Origin of the sequence: Streptomyces klenkii (assembly GCF_003626645.1) — a bacterium.
GTDB classification, from domain to species: Bacteria; Actinomycetota; Actinomycetes; order Streptomycetales; family Streptomycetaceae; genus Streptomyces; species Streptomyces klenkii.
On the sequence record NZ_RBAM01000011.1, the window covers coordinates 224,978 to 247,497 of the forward strand.

General features: G+C 75.0%; 20 protein-coding genes and 2 rRNA genes. 7 read left to right on the forward strand and 15 right to left on the reverse strand.

Features of this window, described 5'->3' with window-relative positions; translation table 11 throughout:
* Nucleotides 1–95: 95 nt before the first annotated feature.
* Entirely contained in the window at nucleotides 96–1,397 is a 1,302-nt protein-coding gene (locus D7231_RS25730) for an MFS transporter (protein WP_120757901.1), read from the reverse strand.
* Nucleotides 1,398–1,454: 57 nt separating this feature from the next.
* On the opposite strand from D7231_RS25730, the gene D7231_RS25735 reads away from it, so the two are divergent.
* Nucleotides 1,455–3,065 (forward strand): PucR family transcriptional regulator, encoded by a 1,611-nt coding sequence (locus D7231_RS25735; protein ID WP_120757902.1) that lies wholly within the window; start codon nucleotides 1,455–1,457, stop codon nucleotides 3,063–3,065.
* 29 nt (nucleotides 3,066–3,094) lie between these two features.
* Entirely contained in the window at nucleotides 3,095–3,952 is an 858-nt protein-coding gene (locus D7231_RS25740; protein WP_120757903.1) for a pentapeptide repeat-containing protein, read from the forward strand.
* 6 nt (nucleotides 3,953–3,958) lie between these two features.
* On the opposite strand, the gene D7231_RS25745 is transcribed toward D7231_RS25740, so the two are convergent.
* The 3 genes from D7231_RS25745 to recN all read right to left on the reverse strand — a co-directional run bounded on the left by D7231_RS25745 (nucleotide 3,959) and on the right by recN (nucleotide 8,065).
* Entirely contained in the window at nucleotides 3,959–5,074 is a 1,116-nt protein-coding gene (locus D7231_RS25745; RefSeq protein ID WP_120757904.1) for a glycosyltransferase family 4 protein, read from the reverse strand.
* 149 nt (nucleotides 5,075–5,223) lie between these two features.
* Nucleotides 5,224–5,988: a hypothetical protein gene (locus D7231_RS25750; protein ID WP_120757905.1), complete on the reverse strand. Its 765-nt coding sequence runs from the start codon at nucleotides 5,986–5,988 to the stop codon at nucleotides 5,224–5,226.
* A 307-nt stretch (nucleotides 5,989–6,295) separates the two neighbouring features.
* On the reverse strand, nucleotides 6,296–8,065 hold the full coding sequence (recN, locus tag D7231_RS25755) for a DNA repair protein RecN (RefSeq protein ID WP_120757906.1): 1,770 nt from the start codon (nucleotides 8,063–8,065) through the stop codon (nucleotides 6,296–6,298).
* A 156-nt stretch (nucleotides 8,066–8,221) separates the two neighbouring features.
* Here recN and D7231_RS25760 point away from each other — a divergent pair, with 156 nt between their 5' ends.
* Nucleotides 8,222–9,679 (forward strand): S41 family peptidase, encoded by a 1,458-nt coding sequence (locus D7231_RS25760; protein ID WP_120757907.1) that lies wholly within the window; start codon nucleotides 8,222–8,224, stop codon nucleotides 9,677–9,679.
* An 18-nt stretch (nucleotides 9,680–9,697) separates the two neighbouring features.
* Here the strand turns inward: D7231_RS25760 and D7231_RS25765 are convergent, their stop codons facing one another.
* From D7231_RS25765 to D7231_RS25775, 3 genes are all read right to left on the reverse strand, one after another.
* Nucleotides 9,698–10,585 (reverse strand): NAD kinase, encoded by an 888-nt coding sequence (locus tag D7231_RS25765; RefSeq protein WP_120757908.1) that lies wholly within the window; start codon nucleotides 10,583–10,585, stop codon nucleotides 9,698–9,700.
* An 80-nt stretch (nucleotides 10,586–10,665) separates the two neighbouring features.
* Nucleotides 10,666–11,481: a TlyA family RNA methyltransferase gene (locus D7231_RS25770; protein WP_120757909.1), complete on the reverse strand. Its 816-nt coding sequence runs from the start codon at nucleotides 11,479–11,481 to the stop codon at nucleotides 10,666–10,668.
* Between the two features lie 13 nt (nucleotides 11,482–11,494).
* Nucleotides 11,495–11,827 (reverse strand): hypothetical protein, encoded by a 333-nt coding sequence (locus D7231_RS25775; RefSeq protein WP_120757910.1) that lies wholly within the window; start codon nucleotides 11,825–11,827, stop codon nucleotides 11,495–11,497.
* A 68-nt stretch (nucleotides 11,828–11,895) separates the two neighbouring features.
* On the opposite strand from D7231_RS25775, the gene D7231_RS25780 reads away from it, so the two are divergent.
* On the forward strand, nucleotides 11,896–12,243 hold the full coding sequence (locus D7231_RS25780) for an SCP2 sterol-binding domain-containing protein (protein WP_120757911.1): 348 nt from the start codon (nucleotides 11,896–11,898) through the stop codon (nucleotides 12,241–12,243).
* 53 nt (nucleotides 12,244–12,296) lie between these two features.
* Here D7231_RS25780 and D7231_RS25785 read toward each other — a convergent pair whose 3' ends face one another.
* From D7231_RS25785 to D7231_RS25795, 3 genes are all read right to left on the reverse strand, one after another.
* The gene (locus D7231_RS25785; RefSeq protein WP_120757912.1) at nucleotides 12,297–13,106 is read right to left on the reverse strand and encodes an ABC transporter ATP-binding protein; all 810 of its coding nucleotides are present in this window, start codon (nucleotides 13,104–13,106) and stop codon (nucleotides 12,297–12,299) included.
* A gap of 96 nt (nucleotides 13,107–13,202) precedes the next feature.
* Nucleotides 13,203–14,243, reverse strand: coding sequence for a FecCD family ABC transporter permease (locus tag D7231_RS25790; RefSeq protein ID WP_120757913.1), 1,041 nt, complete (start codon nucleotides 14,241–14,243; stop codon nucleotides 13,203–13,205).
* Nucleotides 14,240–15,307 (reverse strand): FecCD family ABC transporter permease, encoded by a 1,068-nt coding sequence (locus D7231_RS25795; RefSeq protein WP_120757914.1) that lies wholly within the window; start codon nucleotides 15,305–15,307, stop codon nucleotides 14,240–14,242. The genes D7231_RS25790 and D7231_RS25795 overlap by 4 nt, the downstream gene beginning before the upstream one ends.
* 67 nt (nucleotides 15,308–15,374) lie before the next feature.
* On the opposite strand from D7231_RS25795, the gene D7231_RS25800 reads away from it, so the two are divergent.
* On the forward strand, nucleotides 15,375–16,412 hold the full coding sequence (locus D7231_RS25800) for an ABC transporter substrate-binding protein (RefSeq protein WP_120757915.1): 1,038 nt from the start codon (nucleotides 15,375–15,377) through the stop codon (nucleotides 16,410–16,412).
* 22 nt (nucleotides 16,413–16,434) lie between these two features.
* The gene (locus D7231_RS25805) at nucleotides 16,435–17,265 is read left to right on the forward strand and encodes a siderophore-interacting protein (RefSeq protein ID WP_120757916.1); all 831 of its coding nucleotides are present in this window, start codon (nucleotides 16,435–16,437) and stop codon (nucleotides 17,263–17,265) included.
* A gap of 104 nt (nucleotides 17,266–17,369) precedes the next feature.
* Here the strand turns inward: D7231_RS25805 and D7231_RS25810 are convergent, their stop codons facing one another.
* Complete coding sequence (locus tag D7231_RS25810; protein WP_120757946.1) at nucleotides 17,370–18,398, reverse strand: HAD-IIA family hydrolase; 1,029 nt, start codon at nucleotides 18,396–18,398, stop codon at nucleotides 17,370–17,372.
* Between the two features lie 75 nt (nucleotides 18,399–18,473).
* On the opposite strand from D7231_RS25810, the gene D7231_RS25815 reads away from it, so the two are divergent.
* On the forward strand, nucleotides 18,474–19,763 hold the full coding sequence (locus D7231_RS25815) for a DUF1015 domain-containing protein (protein ID WP_120757917.1): 1,290 nt from the start codon (nucleotides 18,474–18,476) through the stop codon (nucleotides 19,761–19,763).
* Between the two features lie 91 nt (nucleotides 19,764–19,854).
* Here D7231_RS25815 and D7231_RS25820 read toward each other — a convergent pair whose 3' ends face one another.
* The 4 genes from D7231_RS25820 to D7231_RS25835 form a co-directional block, all read right to left on the reverse strand.
* On the reverse strand, nucleotides 19,855–20,679 hold the full coding sequence (locus tag D7231_RS25820; protein ID WP_199739458.1) for a tetratricopeptide repeat protein: 825 nt from the start codon (nucleotides 20,677–20,679) through the stop codon (nucleotides 19,855–19,857).
* Between the two features lie 50 nt (nucleotides 20,680–20,729).
* On the reverse strand, nucleotides 20,730–22,040 hold the full coding sequence (locus D7231_RS36600) for a hypothetical protein (RefSeq protein ID WP_158673821.1): 1,311 nt from the start codon (nucleotides 22,038–22,040) through the stop codon (nucleotides 20,730–20,732).
* A gap of 162 nt (nucleotides 22,041–22,202) precedes the next feature.
* Nucleotides 22,203–22,319: ribosomal RNA gene (gene rrf, locus D7231_RS25830) — 5S ribosomal RNA — on the reverse strand.
* 106 nt (nucleotides 22,320–22,425) lie between these two features.
* A 23S ribosomal RNA gene (locus D7231_RS25835) occupies nucleotides 22,426–22,520 on the reverse strand; the annotation flags it as partial.

Consider the following 22,520-nt stretch of genomic DNA (forward strand, 5'->3'; position numbering starts at 1 on the left):
TCGCGGCGGGATCACATTGTGCTGCGCCGCAGCGGACGGGGGTTCCCGCCGCCGCGGCGGCGGCTTCGCCCCGCCGGAGCCGGGCCCGGCTCCGGCTAGCGGCGCCGCAAGGCGAAATAGAGCGCGCACGCGCTGACCGGCACGACCAGGACGGCCGCGGCCGCGTTGAGCCCCCCGTAGCCGGAGAAGGCGACGAACGCGCCGGAGAGCGCGCCTCCGGCCGCGCCGACCAGGTTCATCAGCGTGTCCGAGGCGCCCTGGACCTCGGACCGGTGCTCCGCGTCCACCGACTCGCTCAGCAGTGTCGAACCGGCGACGGTCGCGCACGACCACGCGACGCCCAGCAGGAACAGCCCGGCCGCGATCGCCCACTGCCGGCTGCCCGCCGTGCCCGCGAGCAGCGTCGCCACCACGAAGACCACCTGCCCGGCCAGGATCACCGGTACCCGCCCCATCCGGTCCGCGGCCTTCCCCACCAGGGGCGAGAGCGCGTACATGCCTGCGATGTGCAGGCTGATGGTGAAGCCGACGACGCTGAGCGAGGCCCCGTGGTGGGCGAGGTGCACGGGCGTCATCGTCATCACCGACACCATCACGGCATGCCCGAGGACGAGCGCGGTCAGCCCCGTCAGCGCGGAGGGTGACGCGGCCACGTGCCGCAGGGCGCCGCTCATTCGGGTAAGGAAGCGGGCCTGCCGCGCGGGCGCCGCGGCCGCGTCCAGGCGGGCCGCCAGCAGCAGCGGATCGGGGCGCAGCCGGGCGCGGATCACGGCCGCGCCGGCGAGGAACGCCGCGCAGGAGAAGACGAAGGTGCCCGACGCCTCGGGCAGCCCGAGGGCGCGGGCGACGGCGGCTCCGGGCCCGGTGAGGTTGGGGCCGAGGACGGCGCCGACCGTCGCCGACCAGACGACGAGGGAGAGCGCGCGGGCCCGGCCGTCCTTCTCGGCGAGGTCGGTGGCGGCGTAGCGCGACTGGAGGTTGGCGGCGGTGCCGGCGCCGAGGAGGAGCAGGCCGAAGAGGGCGAGCGGGGCCCGTCCGAGGGCGGCGCCGGCGAGCACGGTCAGCGCGCCCGCGGAGGCGATCAGCCAGCCGGTGGCGAGGCCGGCGCGGCGGCCGCGGGCCCGGGAGAGGGCGGCGAGGGGGACGGACAGCAGCGCGGCGCCGAGGGTGACGAGGGTGGTGGCGAAGCCGGCGGCGGCCTCGGAGCCGGTGAGGTGCTCGATGAGCAGCCCGCCGGAGGAGAGCACCGCGCCCATGCCGATGCCGATGACGACCTGGGCGGCCATGAGGACGTTGACCGTACGGCGCTGGACGGCGGCGCGGTCGGGCAGGACGGCGCCCTGGTCCCGGGATATGCCGGAGGGTATGGACTCGTGGCTGTCGGGGGCTGCGGTCATGCGGGACAGGGTAGGGGCGGCGGTGGCGAAGGGGGCCGGCCCGTGCAGAATCCGGTCATGGAAGCGCACGCCCCGCAGGGCATCACCGTGGCCCGGGCCCTCGAACTGCCCGCGCTGTGCAAGGGCCTGCCCGAAGTGCTCGCCGCGGGCGACCGGCTGGACCGCGCCGTCCGGTGGGTGCACGCGGGCGAGGCCCCGAACATCGCCGCGCTGCTGAAGGGCGGCGAGCTGCTGCTGACGACGGGCCTGGGGCTGGGCAGCCGCCCCGCCGAGCAGCGCGCCTTCGTGCGCGGGCTCGCCGCGCGGGGCATCGCGGCGCTGGTCGTGGAGCTGGGCGCGCGGTTCGCGACGCTGCCGGCCGCGGTGGTGGACACGGCGCGCTCGTGCGGGCTGCCGCTGGTGCAGCTGCACCGGGAGGTGCCGTTCGTGGCGGTGACGGAGGAGATCCACACCGAGCTCGTCAACGAGCACTACGCGGTGCTGCAACGCGCGGAGGAGGTGCACCGGCGCTGCACGGAGGTGCTGCTGGGCGGCGGCGGGGTGCCGGAGGTGCTGCGGCTGTTCGCGGGCTTCGCGGGCAATCCGGTGTTCCTGGAGACGCCGGACGGCCGGCTGCTGTACGCGGCGGGGCCGGAGGGCGCGGCGGGCGGTACGGATCCGCTGCACGTGTGGGAGCGGATCCGGTCGTCGGCGGGCCGGCCGGCCGGGGCCGTGGTCACGGACGTCCCGGGGAACGGGCCGGGGCCGGGTGCCGTGCGGGCCCGGCTGGCCGTCCTGCCGGTGGACGCGCCGCTGGCGCCCGTGCACCGGATCGCGGCGGAGCGTACGGCGGGGCTGCTGGCCGTGGTCCTGCTCCAGGCCCGGCAGGAGGAGGAGCTGGCGGCGCGCGGCCGCGGCGACTTCCTGGCCGATCTGGCCGAGGGCCGGGTGGCGGCGGCCGAGGCGCCCGCGCAGGCGCGGGTGCTGGGCTTCCGGCCCGGCTCCGGTCCGCTGCTGCCGCTGGTGATGCGGCCGGCCACGGATCTGGCGCCGGCGGAGGGCCGGGCGGCGCTGGCGTGCGCGGTGCAGGAGGAGCTGGCCGGGGCGGGGGTGCCCGTGCTGCTGGGCGTCCGGCTGCCGGAGGGCCGGGTTCCGCTGCTGGTGGGGCTGCGGGACGCGGCGGAGCGGGCGGCGGTGGCCGACCGGGTGGCGGCGGCACTGCGGGCGGGCACGGAGCGGGCGGGGTTCCCGGCGCCCGTCGTGGTGGCCGGGGCGCCCGCGACGTGGGAGACGGCGGGCGCGGAGCTGCGGCACGCGGCCGAGGCGGCGACGGCGGCCCAGGGGCTGCCGGACCGGCCCTGGCACGACGTGCGGCGGCTCGACGTCGACGTCCTGCTGTGGCGGCTGCGCTCCCAGGGCGACCTGGCGGCGTTCGTCGACCGGGTGCTGGGCCCGCTGATCGCGCACGACACCGCGGCGCGGCCGGCGCTGCTGCCCACGCTCGCCGCGTACCTCGCGCACGCGGGCCGCAAGGCGGAGACCGCGCGCGAGCTCCACCTCAACCGCCAGACGCTCTACGACCGGCTGGCCCGGATCGGGCGGCTGCTCGGCACGGACCTGGAGGACCCGGAGACGGTGCTGTCACTGGGCCTGGCGCTGCGTGCCCGACGGCACACGGAATGGATTTGACCTGCGCAGACGCACCGGGCTCTACTCGAATGGTGACCGGGATAGAGAAGAACGGGGCGGCGGCGGCCGCCGGCGTCGCCACGACGGACCGAGAAGACCTGCGGGCGGACTGCGGCAGCTGCTTCGCGCTGTGCTGCGTCGCGCTGCCGTTCGTGGCCTCGGCGGACTTCGCCGCGAGCAAGGACGCCGGGAAGCCGTGCGGCAATCTCCAGCAGGACTTCCGCTGCGGCATCCACACCGGGCTGCGCAAGAAGGGCTACTCGGGCTGCACGGTCTACGACTGCCAGGGCGCGGGACAGAAGGTCTCCCAGGTCACCTTCGGCGGGCGGGACTGGCGGCAGGACCCGGGGACGGCCCGGCAGATGTTCGCCGTCTACCCCGTCATGCGGCAGCTGCACGAGCTGCTCTGGTACCTGGCCGAGGCCCTCGCCCTCCCGGCCGCGCGGCAGCTGCACGCCGAGGTCCGCCGCGTGCACGACGCCGTCGAGCGCCTGACCCACGAGAGCCCCGAGGCCATCCTGGAGGTGAACGTGGCGGTGCGCCGGCAGGAGGTCGGCGAGCTGCTCCAGCGCACCAGCGAGCTCGTCCGGGCGCAGGTCCCGGGCAAGAAGAAGAACCGGCGCGGGGCCGACCTCATGGGGGCCCGGCTGCGCGGCGCGAACCTCCGGGGCGCCCAGCTGCGCGGGGCGTACCTGATCGCCGCCGACCTCGGCGGCGCGGACCTGCGGACGGCCGACCTCCTCGGGGCCGATCTGCGCGACGCGGACCTGAGCGGCGCCGACCTCACCGGAAGCATCTTCCTCACCCAGGCGCAGCTCAACGCGGCGCGGGGCGACGCGCGGACGAAGCTGCCGGCGGGGCTGAGCCGGCCGGCGCACTGGGCGTAGGAGCCCCTAGCGGCTCGAAATCAGCTCGTCGTAGACGCTGAGGACGTGCGCGACCGTGTCGTCCTCCGTGGGCCAGGTCGCCGCCTGGGCGCGCCCGGCCGCGGTGAGCTCGGCGCGGCGGGCGGGGTCGGCCAGCAGGCACGTCACCGCGCCGGCGAGGGCGGCGGGATCCCCGTACGGGACGAGGACGGCCGCGGAGCCGACGAGGTCGGGGACGCCGCCGACCGCCGTCGCGACCAGCGGGACGCCCGCGTGCAGCGCCTCCTGGGCGAGCAGGGAGCGGGCCTCCCAGCGGCTCGGCAGGATCGCGACGTCGGCCGTGGCGAGCAGCGCGGGCACGTCGTCGCGGCGGCCGATCAGGCGGACCGGGAGGCCCTCGTCCTCGATGCGGCGCTGCAACACCGGGCGTTCGGACCCCTCGCCCGCGACGAGCAGCAGCGGCTCGGGGTCCAGCTCGCGCCACGCGCGGGCCGCGTCCAGCAGCGGGCCGTGCCCCTGACCGGGCTCCAGGCGGCCGGCGGTGACGAGCAACGGGCGGGCCACCGCGCCCAGTTCGGCGCGGGTCTTGTCCTTCGGCTCATCCTCGTCGTCCGCGGGCGGGCGCGGGGCGGGCACGGCCGCGGGGGCCAGCCGGGCGTCCCGCGCGCCGCGCGACCGGGCCCGGTCGACCAGCTCCGACGTCACCCCGAGGACGACGGCCGCGGCACGGGCCGCGCGCCGCTCCATCAGCCGTACGAAGCGGCCGCGGGCGCCTTCCGCGGGCCGCGTGGTGTGCCAGGTGACCACCAGGGGGGTGCTGCGGCCGCGCAGCGCGAGGGCCGCGAGGACGGCGGAGCGCAGGCCGTGCGCGTGCACGACGTCGGCGCCGGTGCCGGCCGCCCGGATGCCGGCCACGGCCAGGGCGTCCGCCCCGGACCACAGCGGGGCGAAGGCCGCGCCCGCGGCCGTGAATCCGTACGCCGCGCCCGTCGGCTGCGGGGCGCACACCGTGACGCGCACGCCGCGCGCCACCAGGCCGGCCGCCAGCGACCGCACGTGCGCGCCGCTGCCGGCTCCCCCGCTGCCCAGCACTTGCACCACGTGCAGGGGCGGCCGCCCTTGGGGTGCGGGTGTACTGCTCACGCGGGGAGGGCTCCTGATTCGGTGTCGGCATCGGCATCGTCAGTGGGCGTACGGCGCAGTGCTGCCGCCCAGGATGCCAGCGCCCGCCGACATCACGGGACCACCGTCTCGCGGGTTGAGCGCCCTACCTCGCCCGCGCATCCGCGGATTCACTCACATAGGTGATTTCTCGCGTCCATGGCGAGGGCCGCGGCCACCAGTGCGGCGGCGTGCAGGGCGAGCCCGGTACGGCCGTTGCCGGCCACGACGGCGAGCCCGAGACCCGCGCCGAGGGCGTGGGCGCCGGTGTCGCCGAGCATGGTCCGCTCGGCGACGTCGTCCGCGATCAGCGCGGCCGCGGCGGCCATCGGGGCGGCCGCGACGGGTGCGGAGGCGCGGCGGGCGAGCCCGGGCGCGGCCAGGACCAGCACCGCCCCGGCCGCCCGTCCCGGCCTGACGTCCAGCAGGTTGACGAGGTGCGCGGACCCCGCGATCACGACCGCGGCCAGTGCCTTGTCGAGCGGCCGCTCCTTGACGACCGCTCCCGCGGCGCAGGCGGCCGCGCCGATGCCGATGAGCTTCACGGCGCCGCTGGTGAGATCGCCCTGCCGCAGGGCGCCGAGGTGCGCCCGGAACCCCCGCCGGGGGTCCCCGGCTCCCGCGAAGTCGTCGTAGGCCCCGCACGCCGCGGCGGCGAGCACGGCCAGGGCTCCGGCAGCCCGGGCACGCGGCGCCGGCCCGGGGACGGCTGCCAGGGCGAGCGCGGTGCCGGCGGCCGCGGCGGGGCCGGCGTGGAGGTGGACGGTGCGGCCGGCGTGATTGGTGCGCTCCCATGCGGCCGCGCTCGTTCTGCGGCGCCGCGCGCCTTCATAAACCCCGCGCGCCACAGCCGCCCCGCAGAACGCCGCCTTCCCCACCGCCCTCATCGTGATCATGGCCCGACCCTACGGCTCAGCGCCGAAGGCGCTCACCGGCCCCCACGCCCGGCAGGCCCGGCCCCACCAGGGCCCGGCCGAATCACCCCGCCGCAACGGCGATCAGCCACGACACCGCGGCCCGGCGGTGCCGAACCGGCCCGCGGTGCGGAGCGCCCGCCCACGCCGGTGCTGAACCGGGCCGCGCCGGGCGCGGAACGGCACCGCCGGTCACCGCCGTCGTGGCCGGTCACCGTTGCGGCGGGAGTCCGGCGGAATGCTCAGACACCCGCACCGGCACGTGCAGAGCGAACCCCGCGCGGAGCGCTCACGCACCCCCGCCGGAGGCGCCCCGGGCCGTGGCGAGGAGTTCTTCCGCGTGGGCGCGGGCCAGTTCGGAGTCCTCCTGGCCCGCCAGCATGCGGGAGAGCTCGCGGATGCGGTCCTCGCCCTCCATGGCCTGGACGCCGCTGCGCGTCACCGACCCCTCGTGGGTCTTCTCCACCACCAGGTGCCGGTCGGCGAAGGCCGCCACCTGCGGCAGGTGCGTGACCACCACGACCTGGGCCGTCCGCGCGAGCCGCGCGAGGCGGCGGCCCACCTCGACGGCCGCCTTGCCGCCGACGCCCGCGTCGACCTCGTCGAAGAGGTACGTCGGGACGGGGGCGGAGCCCGCGAAGACGACCTCGACGGCGAGCATGACGCGCGAGAGCTCGCCGCCGGACGCGCCCTTGGCGATGGGCCGGGGCACCGCCCCGGGGTGGGAGGCGAGGAGGAGCTCGACCTCGTCCGCGCCGTGCGGCCCGTAGGCGACGGCACGGCCACCGACCTCGACGCCGTTCTCCGCCTCCGCCTCCGCCACCTCGGTCTGCCGGATGGAGAAGCTGACGCGGGCGTGCGGCATGGCCAGCTCGGCGAGCTCCGCGGTGACCGCCTCGGCGAACCGCCCGGCGGCCTCGGCCCGGGCGTCGCTGAGGGCCTGGGCGAGCCCGCCCAGCTCGGCGCGGAGCGCGTCCCGTTCGGCGGTGAGCTCCTCGATCCGCTCGTCGTCGCCGTCGAGCTCGCCGAGCCGCGCGGCGCCCCGCTCGGCCCACGCGAGCACTTCGGCGATGTCCGGCCCGTACTTGCGGGTGAGCTGGGTGAGCGCGGCGCGCCGCTCCTCGACGGCGGCGAGCCGCAGCGGGTCGGCGTCGAGGTCGGAGGCGTATCCGGCGAGCTCCCCGGCGACGTCGGACAGCAGGATGCCGATCTCGCCGATGCGGTCGGCGAGGGCGGCGAGGGCCGGGTCGTGGGACCGCACGGCCTCCACGGCCCGGTGCGCGCCGGCGACGAGCGTGGCGGCGTCGATGCCCTCGGGGTCCTCGGGGTTGCCCGCGAGCGTGGCGTGCGCGGCGGTGGCGGCGGAGGCGAGGGACTCGGCGTGCCCGAGCCGCTCGGCCTCGGCGGCGAGCTCGGCGTCCTCGCCGGGCAGCGGCTCGACGGCGGCGACCTCGTCCAGCCCGAACCGCAGCAGGTCGGCTTCTTGGGCGCGCTCGCGGGCCCGCGTCGTCAGCTCGGCCAGCTCGGCGGTGACGGCGCGCAGCCGCCGGTAGGCGTCGGCGTACTTGGCGAGGGGCGCGGCCACCGCGTCGCCCGCGTAGCGGTCGAGGGCCTGCCGCTGCCGCGCGGGCCGCAGCAGCCCCTGCTGGTCGGTCTGGCCGTGGACGGCCACGAGGTCGTCCGCGAGCTCGCCGAGGAGCCCGACGGGCACGCTGCGCCCGCCGAGATGCGCCCGGGAGCGCCCCTCGGCGGAGAGGGTGCGGCTGATGAGCAGGGTGCCGTCGTCCAGCTCGGCGCCCGCTTCCTCCGCCCGCAGCGCCACGGGCGAGGCGGGGTCGACGGCGAGCCGCCCCTCGACGACCGCGGACCGGGCCCCCATCCGCACCAGCGCGGGGTCGGCACGCCCGCCGAGCAGCAGACCGAGGCTGGTCACCACCATGGTCTTGCCCGCGCCGGTCTCGCCGGTCACCGCGGTGAAACCGCGCGACAGCTCGACGACCGCGTCATCAATGACGCCCAAGGACCGGATCCGCATCTCCTCCAACACGGATACGACCATACGAGGTTCCGGGGCCCCCTCGCGACGGCCACCCCCACCGACCCTCCTGGGGGAATCCCCACCACCGTTCCGGGTGATCTCTCCATGGCCCCGGGGGACCCCGGCGGAGGAGTCTGATGGCGACCGCAACGCCCCTCCCTGCCCCATGAGGCCGATATGCCCGTTCATCCGCGTTCGTCCCGCGCCGCCGCGCTCCTCCTCGCCGCCACGGTCGCCGTGACCACCGCCGCCGGCACGGCGAGCGCGCTCGCCCGCAGCCCCCGCCCGGCGGCGCCCGCAGCGCTCGACGGCGTGTGGCGCATGGACGGTTACGGCACGCTCGCCGTCGTCGAGGACGGCGGCCGCCGGCTGCGGACGTACGAGACCACGCGGGTGAGCTGCCTGCCCGGCGCCCTCACCGCCGCCCGTACGGACGCCTCCGGCCCCTTCCGGCAGGAGGGCGAGCCCGCCGTCACGGTGACCCCGCAGGACCGCGGCACGGCGCGGCTGGCCTTCGCCGACAACGTGGGCCACCGCACACTGCACCGCGTCCCTGCCCTGCCGTCCGGCTGCCGGAACGCCCCCGCCCCGGACCCGGCCGCGGACCCGCGGACGGTCTTCGACACGTTCTGGCAGACCTACGCCGAGAACTATCCGTTCTTCGCCGCCCGGCACGTCGATTGGAACGCCGTCCGCGACCGCTACCGCCCCCGGATCACCACCGGCACCGGCAAGGCCGAACTGTTCGGCATCCTGTCGGACATGATCCGGCCGCTGTACGACGGCCACACCGGCCTGGTCGACCCGGCCGACCCCGCCGGCTACTTCTCGGGCCACCGCCAGGACACCGTCATCCCCGACGCGACGGCGCGGGCCCGGATCGACGAGGCCGTCGCCGAGAGCGTCACGAAGGCGGGCGCCGGCACGCAGCGCTCCTGGGCCGGCGGGAAGATCACGTACGCCGGTCTCCCCGGCCGGACCGGCTTCCTCCGCATCACCCTGTTCCAGGGGTACGGGGAGAGCGGCGACTTCGAGGCCGACAGGACCGCGCTGCGCACCGCCCTCGACGAGGTCTTCACCGCCGCCCGCACGACCGGCCCGGACGCCCTGCGCGGCCTCGTCCTCGACCTGCGCCTCAACGGCGGGGGCTCGGACCGCCTCGCCCTGGACGTGGCCGAGCGGCTGACCGCCCGGCCGTACACGGCCTACCTCAAGCACGCGCGCGACGACGCCCGAGGCCCGCGCGCGTTCACCCCGGCCGAACCGGTACGGGTCACCCCGCACCGCGGCCCGGTCTACACCGGTCCCCTCGCCGTCCTCACCGGCCGGCTCACCATGAGCGCGGGCGAGACGCTCACGCAGGCGCTGATGCAGCGCGGCCCGAAGCCCACGCTCATCGGCGAGAACACGCAGGGCCTGTTCTCGGACCGGCTCATGCGCACCCTGCCGAACGGCTGGCAGTTCTGGCTCCCGAACGAGGAATTCCTGAGCGCGCGGGACGGCAGGACGACGTACGACGGCACGGGCATCGCCCCGGACGCCCGCACGAGCGTCTTCACGGAGGAAGACCTCACGAAGCACCGTGACCCGGCGCTGGCGAGGGCTTTGGAGGTGCTGCGGGGCGCAGGCCACTGACCGGCACCCCGCCGCGCATCAGTGGGGCGCGCCCCGCCACCCCGCCACCGGCAGCGCGAACTTCGCCACCAGCCGGTCCGTGAAGGACGCGTGGTGCAAGCGCGCCAAGCGCACGGGCACCGCCCCGCGCCGCACCTCCACCCGCGCCCCCGCCGGCAGCTCCACCGTCCGGCGGCCGTCGCACCACAGGACCCCGTTCGGGGTCTGCGGCTGGACCTCCACGGCCAGCACCGAGTCGGGGGCCGTCACCAGCGGCTTGGCGAACAGCGCGTGGGCGCTGATCGGGACCATCAGCAGGGCCTCGACCTCGGGCCAGACCACGGGCCCGCCGGCCGAGAAGGCGTACGCGGTGGAGCCGGTGGGCGTGGCGCACACGACGCCGTCGCCGCCGAAGCGGGACACCGGGCGCCCGTCGACCTCGGTGACGACCTCCAGGAGGCGTTCCCGCGCGGCCTTCTCCACGGACGCCTCGTTGAGCGCCCAGTCGGTGTGCACGACGTGCCCGTCGGTCAGGACGGCGACGTCGAGCGTCATGCGCTCCTCGACCTCGTAGGCCCGGGTGACGACCCGGTCCACGACCTTGTCGAGGTCGTCCCGCTCGGCCTCGGCGAGGAAGCCGACGCGGCCGAGGTTGACGCCGAGCATCGGCACCCCGGAGCGGCGCGCGAACTCGGCGCCGCGCAGCAGCGTGCCGTCGCCGCCGAGGACGACGAGGAGTTCGCAGCCCTCCAGGACGTCCGGCCGGCCCGGGCCGGCCTCGACCAGCTCGACCTCGGACGGCAGCGGCAGGTCGGCCGCCTCCTCGGCGAGGACCCGTACGCCGATCCCGCACCGCAGCAGCCCTTGGACCACGAGTTCGGCGCTGCGGATGGCCGCCGGGCGGCCCGTGTGCGCGAGCAGGAACACGGTGCGGCCGCCCTCGGCAGCCGCCTCCCGCTCCCCCGCCCCTGTTGCTGTTGTCGCCTGTGATGCTGCTTGTGAAGTCGTCAACGCGGCCCCTCCGCCACTGCACGGTCAACGTCCGCCGGGTCCAGTTCGGGCGCTCCGGCTCGCAGCCACAGAAAGTACTCGACGTTGCCGGAGGGGCCGGGCAGCGGGCTGGCGGTCACGCCGAGCACGCCCAGCCCCAGCTCGGCGGCGCGGGCGGCGACGCCGCGCACGGCCTCGGCCCGCAGCTGGGTGCTGCGCACGACGCCGCCGCTGCCGAGCCGCTCCTTGCCGACCTCGAACTGCGGCTTGACCATGAGCACCAGGTCGGCGCCGGGCGCGGCGCAGCGCACGAGCGCGGGCAGCACGAGGCCGAGCGGGATGAAGGACAGGTCGCCGACGATCAGGTCGACGGGGATGTCGTCGATCTGCTCCAGCGTGAGCTCGCGGACGTTGGTGCGGTCCTTCACGGTGACCCGCTCGTCGCTCTGGAGCGACCACGCGAGCTGGCCGTAGCCGACGTCGGCGGCGACGACGTGCGCGGCGCCGGCGCGCAGCAGGACGTCGGTGAACCCGCCGGTGGACGCGCCCGCGTCGAGGGCGCGGCGGCCCTCGACCTTCAGCCCGCGCGGCACGAAGGCGGCGAGCGCGCCGGCCAGCTTGTGACCGCCGCGGGAGACGTAGTCCGGGTCGGTCTCGTCCTGGGTGACGACGATGGCGGCGCTGAGCTCGACCTGGGTGGCCGCCTTGGTCGCGACGGCGCCGCCGACGGTCACCCGGCCCGCCGCGATGAGCTGGCTCGCGTGCTCGCGGGAGCGGGCGAGTTTACGGCGCACGAGCTCGGCGTCGAGTCGGCTGCGTCGCGGGCGGGTCACTGCCACGGGTGGTTCAGCTCCTGTTGTCGTACGAAGCGGGTGCGCCCGGGGCGGCGGGTGCCCCGGACGGGCCGGGAACCCGGTCGAGCGCGCTCAGCGCGTCCCGCAGGCCCCGGTGTACATCCTCGTACACCTCCAGGTGGCCGCTCACGGCGAGGTGGTCGGCGTCGGCCAGCCGGTCGAGCCGTGCGTCGACGGCGGGGTCGCCGGCCGGGGTGCGGGCGACGCCGAGCGGCCGCGGCCCGGGCTCGGCCGCCCCGTCGCCGGCCTCGCTCGGCTCCGGGTCCGCGGAAGTCACCGGACCCGCAGGAGTCACCGGACCCGCGGGAGTCATCGCATCGCTCATGGCCCCGACGCTACCCCGGAACGGCGCCTCTGCGGCGTACGCGGCCTGCTGCGGTACCGTCCCTGGTGATGGCGACGATCGAGGAGTGCCGCGCCGCACTCGACAGACTGGCGGAGAGCCTCGCGGGGGCGAAGGGCGAGCTCCGTGACGCCGCCGCGCCCGACCGCTCGCTCAGCTGCCACATCACCGATCTCGACGTGACGTTCAGCGGGCACCTCGTGGGCGGGCACATCCAGGACGTGGAGCGGCGGGCGGGCACGCCCGAGCGGCGGGCGGAGATCGCGCTGACGATGTCGGGCGACGACCTGGTGGCCCTGGTGGACGGGCGGCTGAACTTCGCGAAGGCGTGGGCCGCCGGCCGGGTCAGGGTCCAGGCGAGCCTGCGCGACGTCCTGCGGCTGCGGTCGCTGCTGTAGCTCATCCGGCTCCTGCACCCGTAGCTCCTACAGCGCTCCCGTACCCATAGTTCCTACAGCCGTGCGGTGACGGCCGCACGCGCCTTCCGGGCCGCCGGCACGACCAGCGGCGTCCCCGTCTCCGGGTCGTCGATGACCTGGCACCGCAGCCCGAACACCCGCTCCACGAGCTCGGCGGTGACGACGTCCCCCGGCTCGCCCTCCGCCACGACCTTGCCGTCGCGCATGGCGATCAGGTGGGTGGCGTAGCGCGCGGCGTGGTTGAGGTCGTGGAGGACGGCGACGAGGGTGCGGCCCTGCTCCTCGTGGAGCTGGGCGCACAGGTCGAGGACCTCGATCTGGTGCTGGATGTCCAGGTACGTGGTGGGCTCGTCCAGCAGGAGCAGCGGGGTCTGCTGGGCGAGGGCCATGGCGATCCAGACGCGCTGGCGCTGGCCGCCGGAGAGCTCGTCGACGTGCCGGTCGGCGAGGGCGTCGACGCCGGTGGCGGCCATGGACTCGGTGACGATCCGCTCGTCCTCGCGCGACCACTGGCGCAGCAGGCCCTGGTGGGGGTAGCGGCCGCGGGCGACGAGGTCGCCGACGGTGATGCCGTCGGGCGCTATGGAGGACTGCGGGAGCAGCCCGAGCGTGCGGGCGACCTGCTTGGCCGGGTACGAGCCGATGGCGGATCCGTCCAGCAGGACGGATCCGGCGGCCGGCTTGAGCATCCGGGCGAGGGCGCGCAGCAGGGTGGACTTGCCGCAGGCGTTGGGGCCGACGATGACGGTGAAGGACCGGTCGGGGATCGCGACCGAGAGGTTCTCGGCGATGACGCGCTGGTCGTAGGCGAGCGTGACGGATTCGGCCGTCAGTCGGCTCATGGTGCGGTCTCCTTGCTGGGGGATCGTCGCTGAGGGGTCGTCATGCTCGTACGAGGGGCGGAGGTGCCCGTCATCTACGAGGGTCGGAGGTGCCCGTCACACCCGCCCCGCCTTCCGTTCCTTGAACAGCAGCCACAGCAGATAGCAGCCGCCGAACATCCCGGTGAGCGCGCCGACGGGCAGCTTGTCGGCCCCGAAGAGCCGCTGCGAGGCCCAGTCGGCGCCGACGAGCAGCGCGGCGCCCATGGCCGCGGCGGCGAAGAGGTTGGGTCCGGCGGCGCGGGTCAGCCGGCGGGCGAGCTGCGGCGCGGCGAGCGCCACGAAGCCGATGGGCCCGGCGGCGGCCGTGGCGGCGGCGGTGAGCAGCACGGCGGATGCCATCACCACGAGCCGGGTCCGCTCGGCCCGTACGCCGAGGGCGTGGGCGGCGTCGTCGCCCATCTCCAGCATCCGCAGCGCGCGGCCGTGCCCGAGCACGAGGGGGAAGAGGACGGCGGCCGCGCACAGCAGGGGCCATACCTGTGACCAGTCGCGGCCGTTGAGGGAGCCGACCATCCAGATCATGGAGCGGGTGGCGTCGACGAGGTCGGCCTTGGTCATCAGGTAGTCGCGCAGGCCGGTCAGGACGGCGGCGGCGCCGATGCCGACGAGCACGAGCCGGTAGCCGTTGATGCCCTTCTTCCAGGCCAGGAGGTACACGGCGAGGCCGGTGCCGATGCCGCCGGCGACGGCTCCGGCGGACACGGCGAACGGGTCGCCGTGGAAGAGGACGATGACGACGAGCGCGCCGGCCGCGGAGCCCTGGCCGAAGCCGATGACGTCCGGGCTGCCCAGCGGGTTGCGGGAGACGGACTGGAAGACGGCGCCGGCCAGGCCGAGGCTGCCGCCGGCGAGGAGGCCCACGAGGACGCGCGGCAGCCGCAGGTCGTGGACGATCACGTCCTGTGCGGGGGTGCCGCCGCCGGTGAGCGTGCGCAGGACGTCGGCGGGTGAGATGGGGAAGTCGCCGGTGCCGATGAGGGCCACGGACGCGGCCGCGGCGAGGGCCAGCAGCAGGAGGACGACGAGGGCTGCGCGCGCGTCGACGCGCAGGGAGAGCCCGCCGCCGGTGCGGACGGTTCGTGCGGACAGGCTCACTGCTGGGCCACCCTCCGGCGCCGTACGAGGTGGATGAAGACGGGTCCGCCGATGACGGCGGTGACGATGCCGGCCTGGAGTTCGCCGGGCCGGGCGACGACCCGTCCGAGGATGTCCGCGCCGAGCAGCAGCACGGGCGACAGGACGGCCGCGTAGGGCAGGATCCAGCGCTGGTCGGGGCCGGTGAGGGCGCGCACGAGGTGCGGGACGATCAGGCCGATGAAGACGATGGGCCCGCAGGCGGCGGTCGCGGCGCCGCACAACAGGGTGACGGCGGCCAGCGCGAGGACGCGGGTGCGGGCGGGCCGGGTGCCGAGGGCGCGGGCGCTGTCGTCGCCGAGGGCCATGGCGTTCAGGGGCCGGGCGAGCGCGAGGGCGAGCAGCGTGCCCGCGGCGATGAAGGGCAGGACCTGCCGGATGACGTCCGCGTCGGCGGAGGCGAGCGAGCCGACGGTCCAGAAGCGCATCCGGTCGAGCGCGGCGGAGTCCATCAGCTGGACGGAGTTGACGTAGCCGTAGAGCGCGTACGTCACGGCGGTGCCGGCGAGCGCGAGCCGGACGGGCGTGGCGCCGCGGCTGCCGCCGAGCACGTGGACGACGGCGGAGACGACGGCCGCGCCGAGGAGGGCGAACCACACGTAGCCGCCGGCCGAGCTGACGCCGAGGAAGGTGATGGCGGATACGACGGCCGCCGCGGCGCCCGCGTTGACGCCGAGGATGCCGGGCTCGGCGAGCGGGTTGCGGGTGAGGGCCTGCATCACGGCGCCGGAGAGCCCGAGGGCGGCGCCGGCGAGCAGGCCGAGCAGCGTGCGGGGCAGGCGGACGTCGCGCACGATGACGTCGGCCTCGCCGTGCGAGGCGTGGAACAGCCCGTGCCAGACCGCCTCCAGCGGCAGCGGTTTGGCGCCGATGGCGACGCTCGCGACCGCGACGAGCAGCAGCAGACCGGTCGCCGCGAGCAGACCGGCGGCCCGGGCGGCATTCCGCTTACGGCTTGCCGGGGGTATCTGCGGCGGTAGCGGAGCGGTATCCGCCGGGGGCTCGGGGGGGCTGTCAACCAACACAAGCCTTAGGTTAGCCTACCCTTAACTCCCCCCGTTCTTGCCTCGTTCCTGAGAGAAGCGCACCACCATGAGCACCCCCCGCACCCTTCGAAACTCCCTCCTCTCGCGCCGCGGCCTGCTGGCCGCAGGTGGGGCCCTCGGTGCCGGCGCCCTCCTGACGGCCTGCGGAGGTGGCGGCTCGAAGGGCTCCACGGACGGGGACTCAGATTCCGCTTCCGGCCCGTGGACGTTCAAGGACGACCGCGGCGAGACCGCGAAGGCCTCTCACACCCCCAAGAAGGTCGTCGCCTTCACCGGCACCGCCGCCGCCCTCCACGACTTCGGCGTCGAGTGCACCGCCGTCTTCGGCCCGACCGTCCTCAAGGGCGGCAAGCCCGACCCCCAGGCCGGCGACCTCGACGTCGGCAAGCTGACCGTCCTCGGCAACGCCTGGGGCGAGTTCAACGTCGAGAAGTACGCCGCCCTCTCCCCCGAGCTGCTCGTCACCAACATGATCCAGGGCACCGAGCTCTGGTACGTGCCGGACGAGAGCAAGAAGAAGATCCTCGGCTTCGCCCCCGGTGTCGGCATCAACGTCTCGAAGGTGTCCCTCACCCACGTCATCGGCCGCTACGCCGAACTCGCCGCCTCCCTCGGCGCCGACCTCAAGGCGAAGCAGGTCACCGACGCCAAGGCCCGCTTCGAGAAGGCCTCCGAGACCCTCCGCAAGGCCGCCCAGGCCAACAAGGGCCTCAAGGTGATGGCCGCCTCCGGCTCCGCCGACCTGCTCTACGTCTCCGACCCCGGCGTCTACGCCGACCTGGCCTACTTCAAGTCCCTCGGCGTCGACTTCGTCGCCCCCGGCAAGGTCACCGGCGGCTTCTTCGAGAGCCTCAGCTGGGAGAACGCCGGCAAGTACGCCGCGGACCTGATCCTCCTCGACAACCGCACCTCCGCCCTCCAGCCCAAGGACCTCGCCGCCAAGCCCACCTGGGCCGGGCTGCCCGCCGTCAAGGCCGGCCAGGTCAGCCCCTGGCTCAGCGAGCCGCGCTACTCGTACGCGGGCTGCGCACCGCTCGTCGAGGCCCTCGCCGAAGCGGTCCAGAAGGCCGAGAAGGTCGCCTGACAAGCGAAGGGAAACACCTCGCATGGCCAGCCCCACCACCCTCCCGTACCGCTTCTTCGACCTGGAGGTTCTCCGCACCGAGCGGATCAGCCCCGCCATGGTGCGGGTCACCTTCGGCGGCAAGGAGCTCCGTGACGTCGTCGCCGGCGGCCGCGACCAGCGCTTCAAACTGTTCCTGCCGCAGCCCGGCCAGGACGCGCCGGTGCTGCCCGCCGCCCGCGACGAGACCTGGTTCACCGAGTGGCGGGCCCAGGACCCGGCCGTACGAGCCTTCATGCGCACCTACACCGTGCGGGACATGCGGTACGGGCCGGACGAGATGGACGTCGACTTCGCCGTCCACGGCGACGCCGACGGACACGGCGGCCCCGCCACGAACTGGGCCCAGGCCGCCCGCCCCGGCGACGCGGTCACCGTCCTCGCCCCCGTCGTCGAGGACAACGGCGGCGTCGACTTCCAGCCGCCCGCGGACACGGACTGGGTCCTGATCGCCGCCGACGAGACCGCGCTGCCGGCCGTCGCCGGCATCCTCGCCTGGCTCCCGGCCGGCACGCCCGCCAAGGTCTGGATCGAGGTCCCCCACGCGGAGGACGTCCAGGACCTGCCCACGGACGCCGCCGCCGAGATCACCTGGCTCGTACGGGGCGCCGCCGAGCCGGTCCTGAGCGCCGTCCGCGCCGCGGACCTCCCCGCCGGCAAGCCCTACGCCTGGCTGGCCGGCGAATCGGGCACGGTCCGCGGCCTCCGCCGCCACCTGGTCAACGACCGGTGCCTGGACCGCCGCACGGTGACCTTCACGGGCTACTGGCGCAGGGGGGCGACGGAGGAGGACTTGCTGGCCGAGCTCAGCTAGGAAATAAGCCTGGCCGGCGTTTGAGGCCAAGGGGGTCTGGGGCGCAGCCCCAGTTACGGGAAGGGGCGGGTCAGGGGAGAAACCCCCCACCCGCCCCAGCCACGTCACAGCCCGAGCAAACCCACCGCCTTGGCGGAGTCCAGCTCACAAACCCCGCCCCCCGCAGCCGTCCACGCGACAGCACAAAGCGCCCGAAGCCCGTCCACAGAATCCCCGTCCCCCTCAAGGGCAAGCGCACCCCCGTCAACAGACGCGGTCCACCCCCCGCACCGGAATCCACCCGCGACAGGCACAACCGGCGGCTGCGCCACGAGCAGCCCCCGAAGATCCGCCGCCACATACGTCGCCCGATGCTCCGGCCGCGCCGCAACCAGCTGCGCGGCCGTCGTCACACCGGTCAGCACCAGCAGCGAGTCCACCCCGCCCACGTTCGCGCCCTCGATGTCCGTGTCGAGCCGGTCGCCGACCACCAGCGGCCGCTCCGCGCCCGTCCGCAGCACCGTCTCCCGGTGCATCGGCGGCTGCGGCTTGCCCGCCACCTGCGGCGTCGCGCCCGTGGCTATCCGGACGACCTCCACGGCCGAGCCGTTGCCCGGGGCGATCCCGCGCCCGCTGGGAATCGTCAGGTCGGTGTTGGAGGCGAACCACGGCACGCCCGCCGCCACCGCGTACGACGCCTCCATCAGCCGCGACCACGGCATGTCCGGCCCGCCGTAGCCCTGCGCGACAGCGGCGGGGTCGTCGTCCGCCGAGTCCACCGGCACCAGCCCGCGCTCGCGCAGCGCCACCCGCAGCCCCTCGGCGCCGATCACCAGCACCCGGGAGCCGGCGGGCACCTGCTCGGAGATCAGCCGCGCCACGGCCTGGGCCGAGGTGATCACGTCGGAGGGCTCGGCCGGGACGCCCAGCCGGGTCAGGTGGGCGGCCACCGTCTCCGGGGTGCGCGCGGCGTTGTTCGTCACGTAGGCGAGGTGCATCCCGCCCGCGCGGGCCGTCTCCAGCGACTCGACGGCGTGCGCGATGGCCTCGCCGCCCGCGTACACCACGCCGTCGAGGTCGAGCAGCGCCGTGTCGTAGGCCTCGCCGAGGGGCCGCTCGCTGCCGTCGGGCCGCGTCCGGACGGTCTGATTCATCCTGTACTCGCTCCTTGTGCTGTACGTCTCTTCCACGATCATTGCTCACGGGGCCATGAGACATAACATTTCCCAATGAGCACTCCAGGCCGAGCAGGGAAAGCAGGGCAAGGACTTCAACTCGCCCCCTTCCGAGGGCTGCGCTATGTCCCGGAGCGGGTCGGCAGCCTCGCCGCCGTCACCTCGCCACCGTACGACGTCGTCGTACGGCCCGACGGGTTGCGTCACCTGGAGACCGCGGACCCGCACAACATCGTCCGGCTGATCCTCCCCCAGGCCGCGAGCGCCGCCGACCGGCACCGGCTGGCCGCGGAGACGCTGCGCCGCTGGCAGGACGAGCAGGTCCTGGCCCCCGACCCGGAGCCCGCGCTGTACGTGTACGAGCAGCGGGGCGGCGGCATACTGCAACGGGGCCTCATCGGCGCACTGCGCCTCAGCCCCCGTGAGGAGGGCGTCGTCCTCCCCCACGAGGACGTCATGCCGCACATCGTCGAGGACCGTGCGGCCCTCATGCGCGACACGGGGGCCAACCTCGAACCGCTGCTCTTCTCCTACCGGGGCAACGGCAGCACGACGGGCGCGGCGGGCGTCATCGACCGCGTCACCGCCACGCCGCCGCTGCTGTCCACGACGACCGACGACGGCTACGCGCACCGCCTGTGGTCCATCACCGACCCGCACGACCTCGAACTGATCGGCAAGGACCTCTCGCAGCAGCACGCCCTCATCGCCGACGGCCACCACCGCTGGGCGACGTACCTGCGGCTGCGCGCCGAGCAGCCCGCGCCCGGCCCCTGGGACTTCGGCCTCGTGCTGCTGGTGGACACCGCCCGCTACCCGCTGCGGGTACGGGCCATCCACCGCCTGCTGCACCGGCTGCCGGTCGCCGAGGCCCTGGCCGCCGTGGAGGGCGTCTTCCGCGTCCGCACCCTCGACGGGCCGCTGCCCGCGGCGCTCGACGCGCTGGCGGAGGCGTCGGAAAGGCCCGGCAACGCCTTCGTCCTGGCGGGCGACGGCCGCTTCCACCTCCTCGACCGCCCGGACCCGGCCGTGCTGGCCCGCCTGGTCCCGGCGGACCGCCCGGAGGCGTGGCGCACTCTGGACGCCACGGTCCTGCACTCGGTCCTGCTGGAGCACGTGTGGCGGGTGCCGGACGACCCGGAGCACATCGGCTACATCCACGAGACGGCGGCGGCCGTGAAGCAGGCCGAGCGGCACGGCGGCACGGCGGTGCTGATGCATCCGGTCAAGGAGGACGTGGTCCGGGAGCTGGCGGAACAGGGCGTGACCATGCCGCGCAAGTCCACCTCGTTCGGGCCCAAGCCGGCGACGGGGCTGGTGCTGCGGAGCCTGGCCCTGAACTGAACGACGCCGAACGCACGAAACACGAAGAGGGTGGCACCCCGGGAACGGGATGCCACCCTCTTCGCTATTGCCTGGTCACTGCCCCGAGGGGTCAGCTGTTGTCGTCGGCGGCCTTGTCGGCGTCGGCGGACTTCTCGGCCTGGACCGGCTTCTCGGCCTCGGCCGGCTTCTCCGCGGCTTCCTCGGACTTCTCGGCAGCCTCGGCGGCGCCGGACTCCTCGGATTCCACGGACTCCTCGCCGGAGGTGACCTCGGTGACCTCGTCCTCGGAGTCCTCGGACTCGACCATGGCGTCCGTGAACTCGACGCCGTCCAGCTCCGCGAGGCGGTCGGAGGCGTCCGTCTGGCCGCCCTGGTCGGCTTCGAGGGCCTTGGCGAACCACTCGCGGGCCTCGGCCTCGCGGCCGACGTCCAGCAGCGCGTCGGCGTACGCGTAGCGCAGGCGCGCGGTCCACGGCTGGACCGAGTTGGAGGCGAGCTCGGGGCTCTGCAGCGTCACGACGGCGGCGTCGGTCTGGCCCATGTCCTTGCGGGCACCGGCGGCGACCAGGCGCATCTCGACCTGGCCGGCCTTGTCGAGCTTGTTGACCTCGGGCTCGCCGGCCATGGCCAGCGCGCGCTCGGGGCGGCCCATGCCGCGCTCGCAGTCGGCCATCACGGGCCACAGCTCGACGGAGCCGGTCATGCGGCGGGCGGCACGGAACTCGGCGAGCGCCTCGGAGTACTTGGCCGTCGCGTACGAGGCGAAGCCGGCGGCCTCGCGGACCGCGGCGACGCGGGAGGCGAGACGCAGGGCGATCCGGGAGTAGGCGTAGGCCTGCTCCGGGTCCTCGTCGAGCAGGTTGGCGACCATGACGAGGTTGCGGGCGACCTCTTCGGCGAGGCCCTTCGGCAGGCTCATGAGCTCCTGCCGCACGTCCGCGTCGATCTCGTCACCGGTGACGTCGTCGGGGATCGGCAGGCGCTTCACCGGCTCGCGGTCGCTGCGGTCCCGGTCGCGGTCGTCACGGCGCCCGTAGCCGCCGGAACGGTCGTCACGGCCGCCGCGGTAGCCGCCGCCCTGGCGGTCGTCACGGAACGAACGGCGGGGGCCGCGGTCGTCGCGGCCGCCGCGGTAACCACCGCGGTCGTCGTCGCGGCGCGGGCCGCGGTCATCGCGACGGTCGTCACGGCGGAAGCCGCCACGGTCGTCCTCACGACGGGGGCCGCGGTCGAAGCCGCCACGGTCGTCGTCACGGCGCGGGGCGCGGTCGTCACGGCGGTCGTCGCGACGGAAGGGGGGACGGTCGCCACCACGGTCGTCACGGCGACCGAAGCCACCGCCGGCCGGACGGCCGCCGCGGTCGTCGTCGCGACGCGGGCCGCGGTCGAAGCCGCCACGGTCGTCGCGACGCTCGTCACGACGGAAGGAGGGACGGTCGCCGCCACGGTCGTCGCGGCCGCCGCGGAAGCCACCGCGGTCGTCGTCACGACGGGGACCGCGGTCGCCACCACGGTCGTCACGACGGTCGTCGCGACGGTCGTCGCGACGGTCGTCGCGACGGTCGTCGCGACGGTCGTCGCGACGGAAGGACGGGCGGTCACCACCACGGTCATCGCGGCCGCCGCGGAAGCCGCCGCGGTCGTCATCACGGCGCGGGCCGCGGTCATCACGGCGCTCGTCACGACGGAAGGACGGACGGTCGTCACGGCGGAAGCCGCCCCGGTCGTCGTCACGGCGCGGGCCGCGGTCGAAGCCGCCACGGTCGTCACGGCGCTCGTCACGGCGGAAGGACGGGCGGTCGCCACCGCGGTCGTCGCGACGGTCATCGCGGCGGAAGCCGCCACGGTCGTCATCGCGGCGCGGGCCGCGGTCGTCACGGGGGAAGGAGGGACGGTCGTCGCGGCCGCGGAAACCACCGCCGGCCGGACGCCCACCGCGGTCATCGCGGCGCGGGCCGCGGTCATCGCGACGGTCGTCACGGCGGAAGCCGCCACGGTCATCGTCACGGCGCGGGGCGCGGTCGTCACGACGGAAGGAGGGACGGTCGCCACCGCGGTCGTCGCGGCCGCCGCGGAAACCACCGCGGTCGTCGTCACGACGGGGACCGCGGTCGCCGCCACGGTCGTCACGACGGAAGGACGGACGGTCGCCACCACGGTCGTCACGACCGCCGCGGAAACCACCGCCGCCGCCGGCCGGACGGCCGCCGCGGTCGTCGTCGCGGCGCGGGCCGCGGTCATCACGGCGGGGGCCACCGCGTCGGTCGTCGCGGCGGAAACCGCCGCGGTCGCCACCCGAACGGTCGTCGGGGTAGTTGGTGGGCATCGACGTGACTCCTGTCTTCAGGTACCGCAGTCATTCTCGCGCAACCGGCGGACCGGCGCGCTTCGGCAGAAATACAAAAAAGGACCCTTGGTCCCAGCGTGAACGCTGGGACCAAGGGTCCTTGAAATATTGTTCGGCGGCGTCCTACTCTCCCACACGGTCCCCCATGCAGTACCATCGGCGCTGAAAGGCTTAGCTTCCGGGTTCGAAATGTTACCGGGCGTTTCCCTAACGCTATGACCACCGAAACCCTATCGGTTTCGAGCGAACAAGCACACTTTTCAATTAAGGTGGTTCTGCTCAAACCAGCAACTGTTCGTTGCTTCAGAACTAACACAGTGGACGCGAGCAACTGAGGACAAGCCCTCGGCCTATTAGTACCAGTCAGCTCCAACCGTTACCGGTCTTCCACACCTGGCCTATCAACCCAGTCGTCTACTGGGAGCCTT

Excerpts from the sequence above, each read along its gene's own strand:
- D7231_RS25730 (WP_120757901.1), bottom strand. The coding sequence starts at position 1,397 with ATGACCGCAGCCCCCGACAGCCACGAGTCCATACCCTCCGGCATATCC.
- D7231_RS25735 (WP_120757902.1), top strand. The coding sequence starts at position 1,455 with ATGGAAGCGCACGCCCCGCAGGGCATCACCGTGGCCCGGGCCCTCGAA.
- D7231_RS25740 (WP_120757903.1), top strand. The coding sequence starts at position 3,095 with ATGGTGACCGGGATAGAGAAGAACGGGGCGGCGGCGGCCGCCGGCGTC.
- D7231_RS25750 (WP_120757905.1), bottom strand. The coding sequence starts at position 5,988 with ATGATCACGATGAGGGCGGTGGGGAAGGCGGCGTTCTGCGGGGCGGCT.
- recN (WP_120757906.1), bottom strand. The coding sequence starts at position 8,065 with ATGGTCGTATCCGTGTTGGAGGAGATGCGGATCCGGTCCTTGGGCGTC.
- D7231_RS25760 (WP_120757907.1), top strand. The coding sequence starts at position 8,222 with ATGCCCGTTCATCCGCGTTCGTCCCGCGCCGCCGCGCTCCTCCTCGCC.
- D7231_RS25775 (WP_120757910.1), bottom strand. The coding sequence starts at position 11,827 with ATGAGCGATGCGATGACTCCCGCGGGTCCGGTGACTCCTGCGGGTCCG.
- D7231_RS25780 (WP_120757911.1), top strand. The coding sequence starts at position 11,896 with ATGGCGACGATCGAGGAGTGCCGCGCCGCACTCGACAGACTGGCGGAG.
- D7231_RS25785 (WP_120757912.1), bottom strand. The coding sequence starts at position 13,106 with ATGAGCCGACTGACGGCCGAATCCGTCACGCTCGCCTACGACCAGCGC.
- D7231_RS25800 (WP_120757915.1), top strand. The coding sequence starts at position 15,375 with ATGAGCACCCCCCGCACCCTTCGAAACTCCCTCCTCTCGCGCCGCGGC.
- D7231_RS25805 (WP_120757916.1), top strand. The coding sequence starts at position 16,435 with ATGGCCAGCCCCACCACCCTCCCGTACCGCTTCTTCGACCTGGAGGTT.
- D7231_RS25810 (WP_120757946.1), bottom strand. The coding sequence starts at position 18,398 with ATGAATCAGACCGTCCGGACGCGGCCCGACGGCAGCGAGCGGCCCCTC.
- D7231_RS25815 (WP_120757917.1), top strand. The coding sequence starts at position 18,474 with ATGAGCACTCCAGGCCGAGCAGGGAAAGCAGGGCAAGGACTTCAACTC.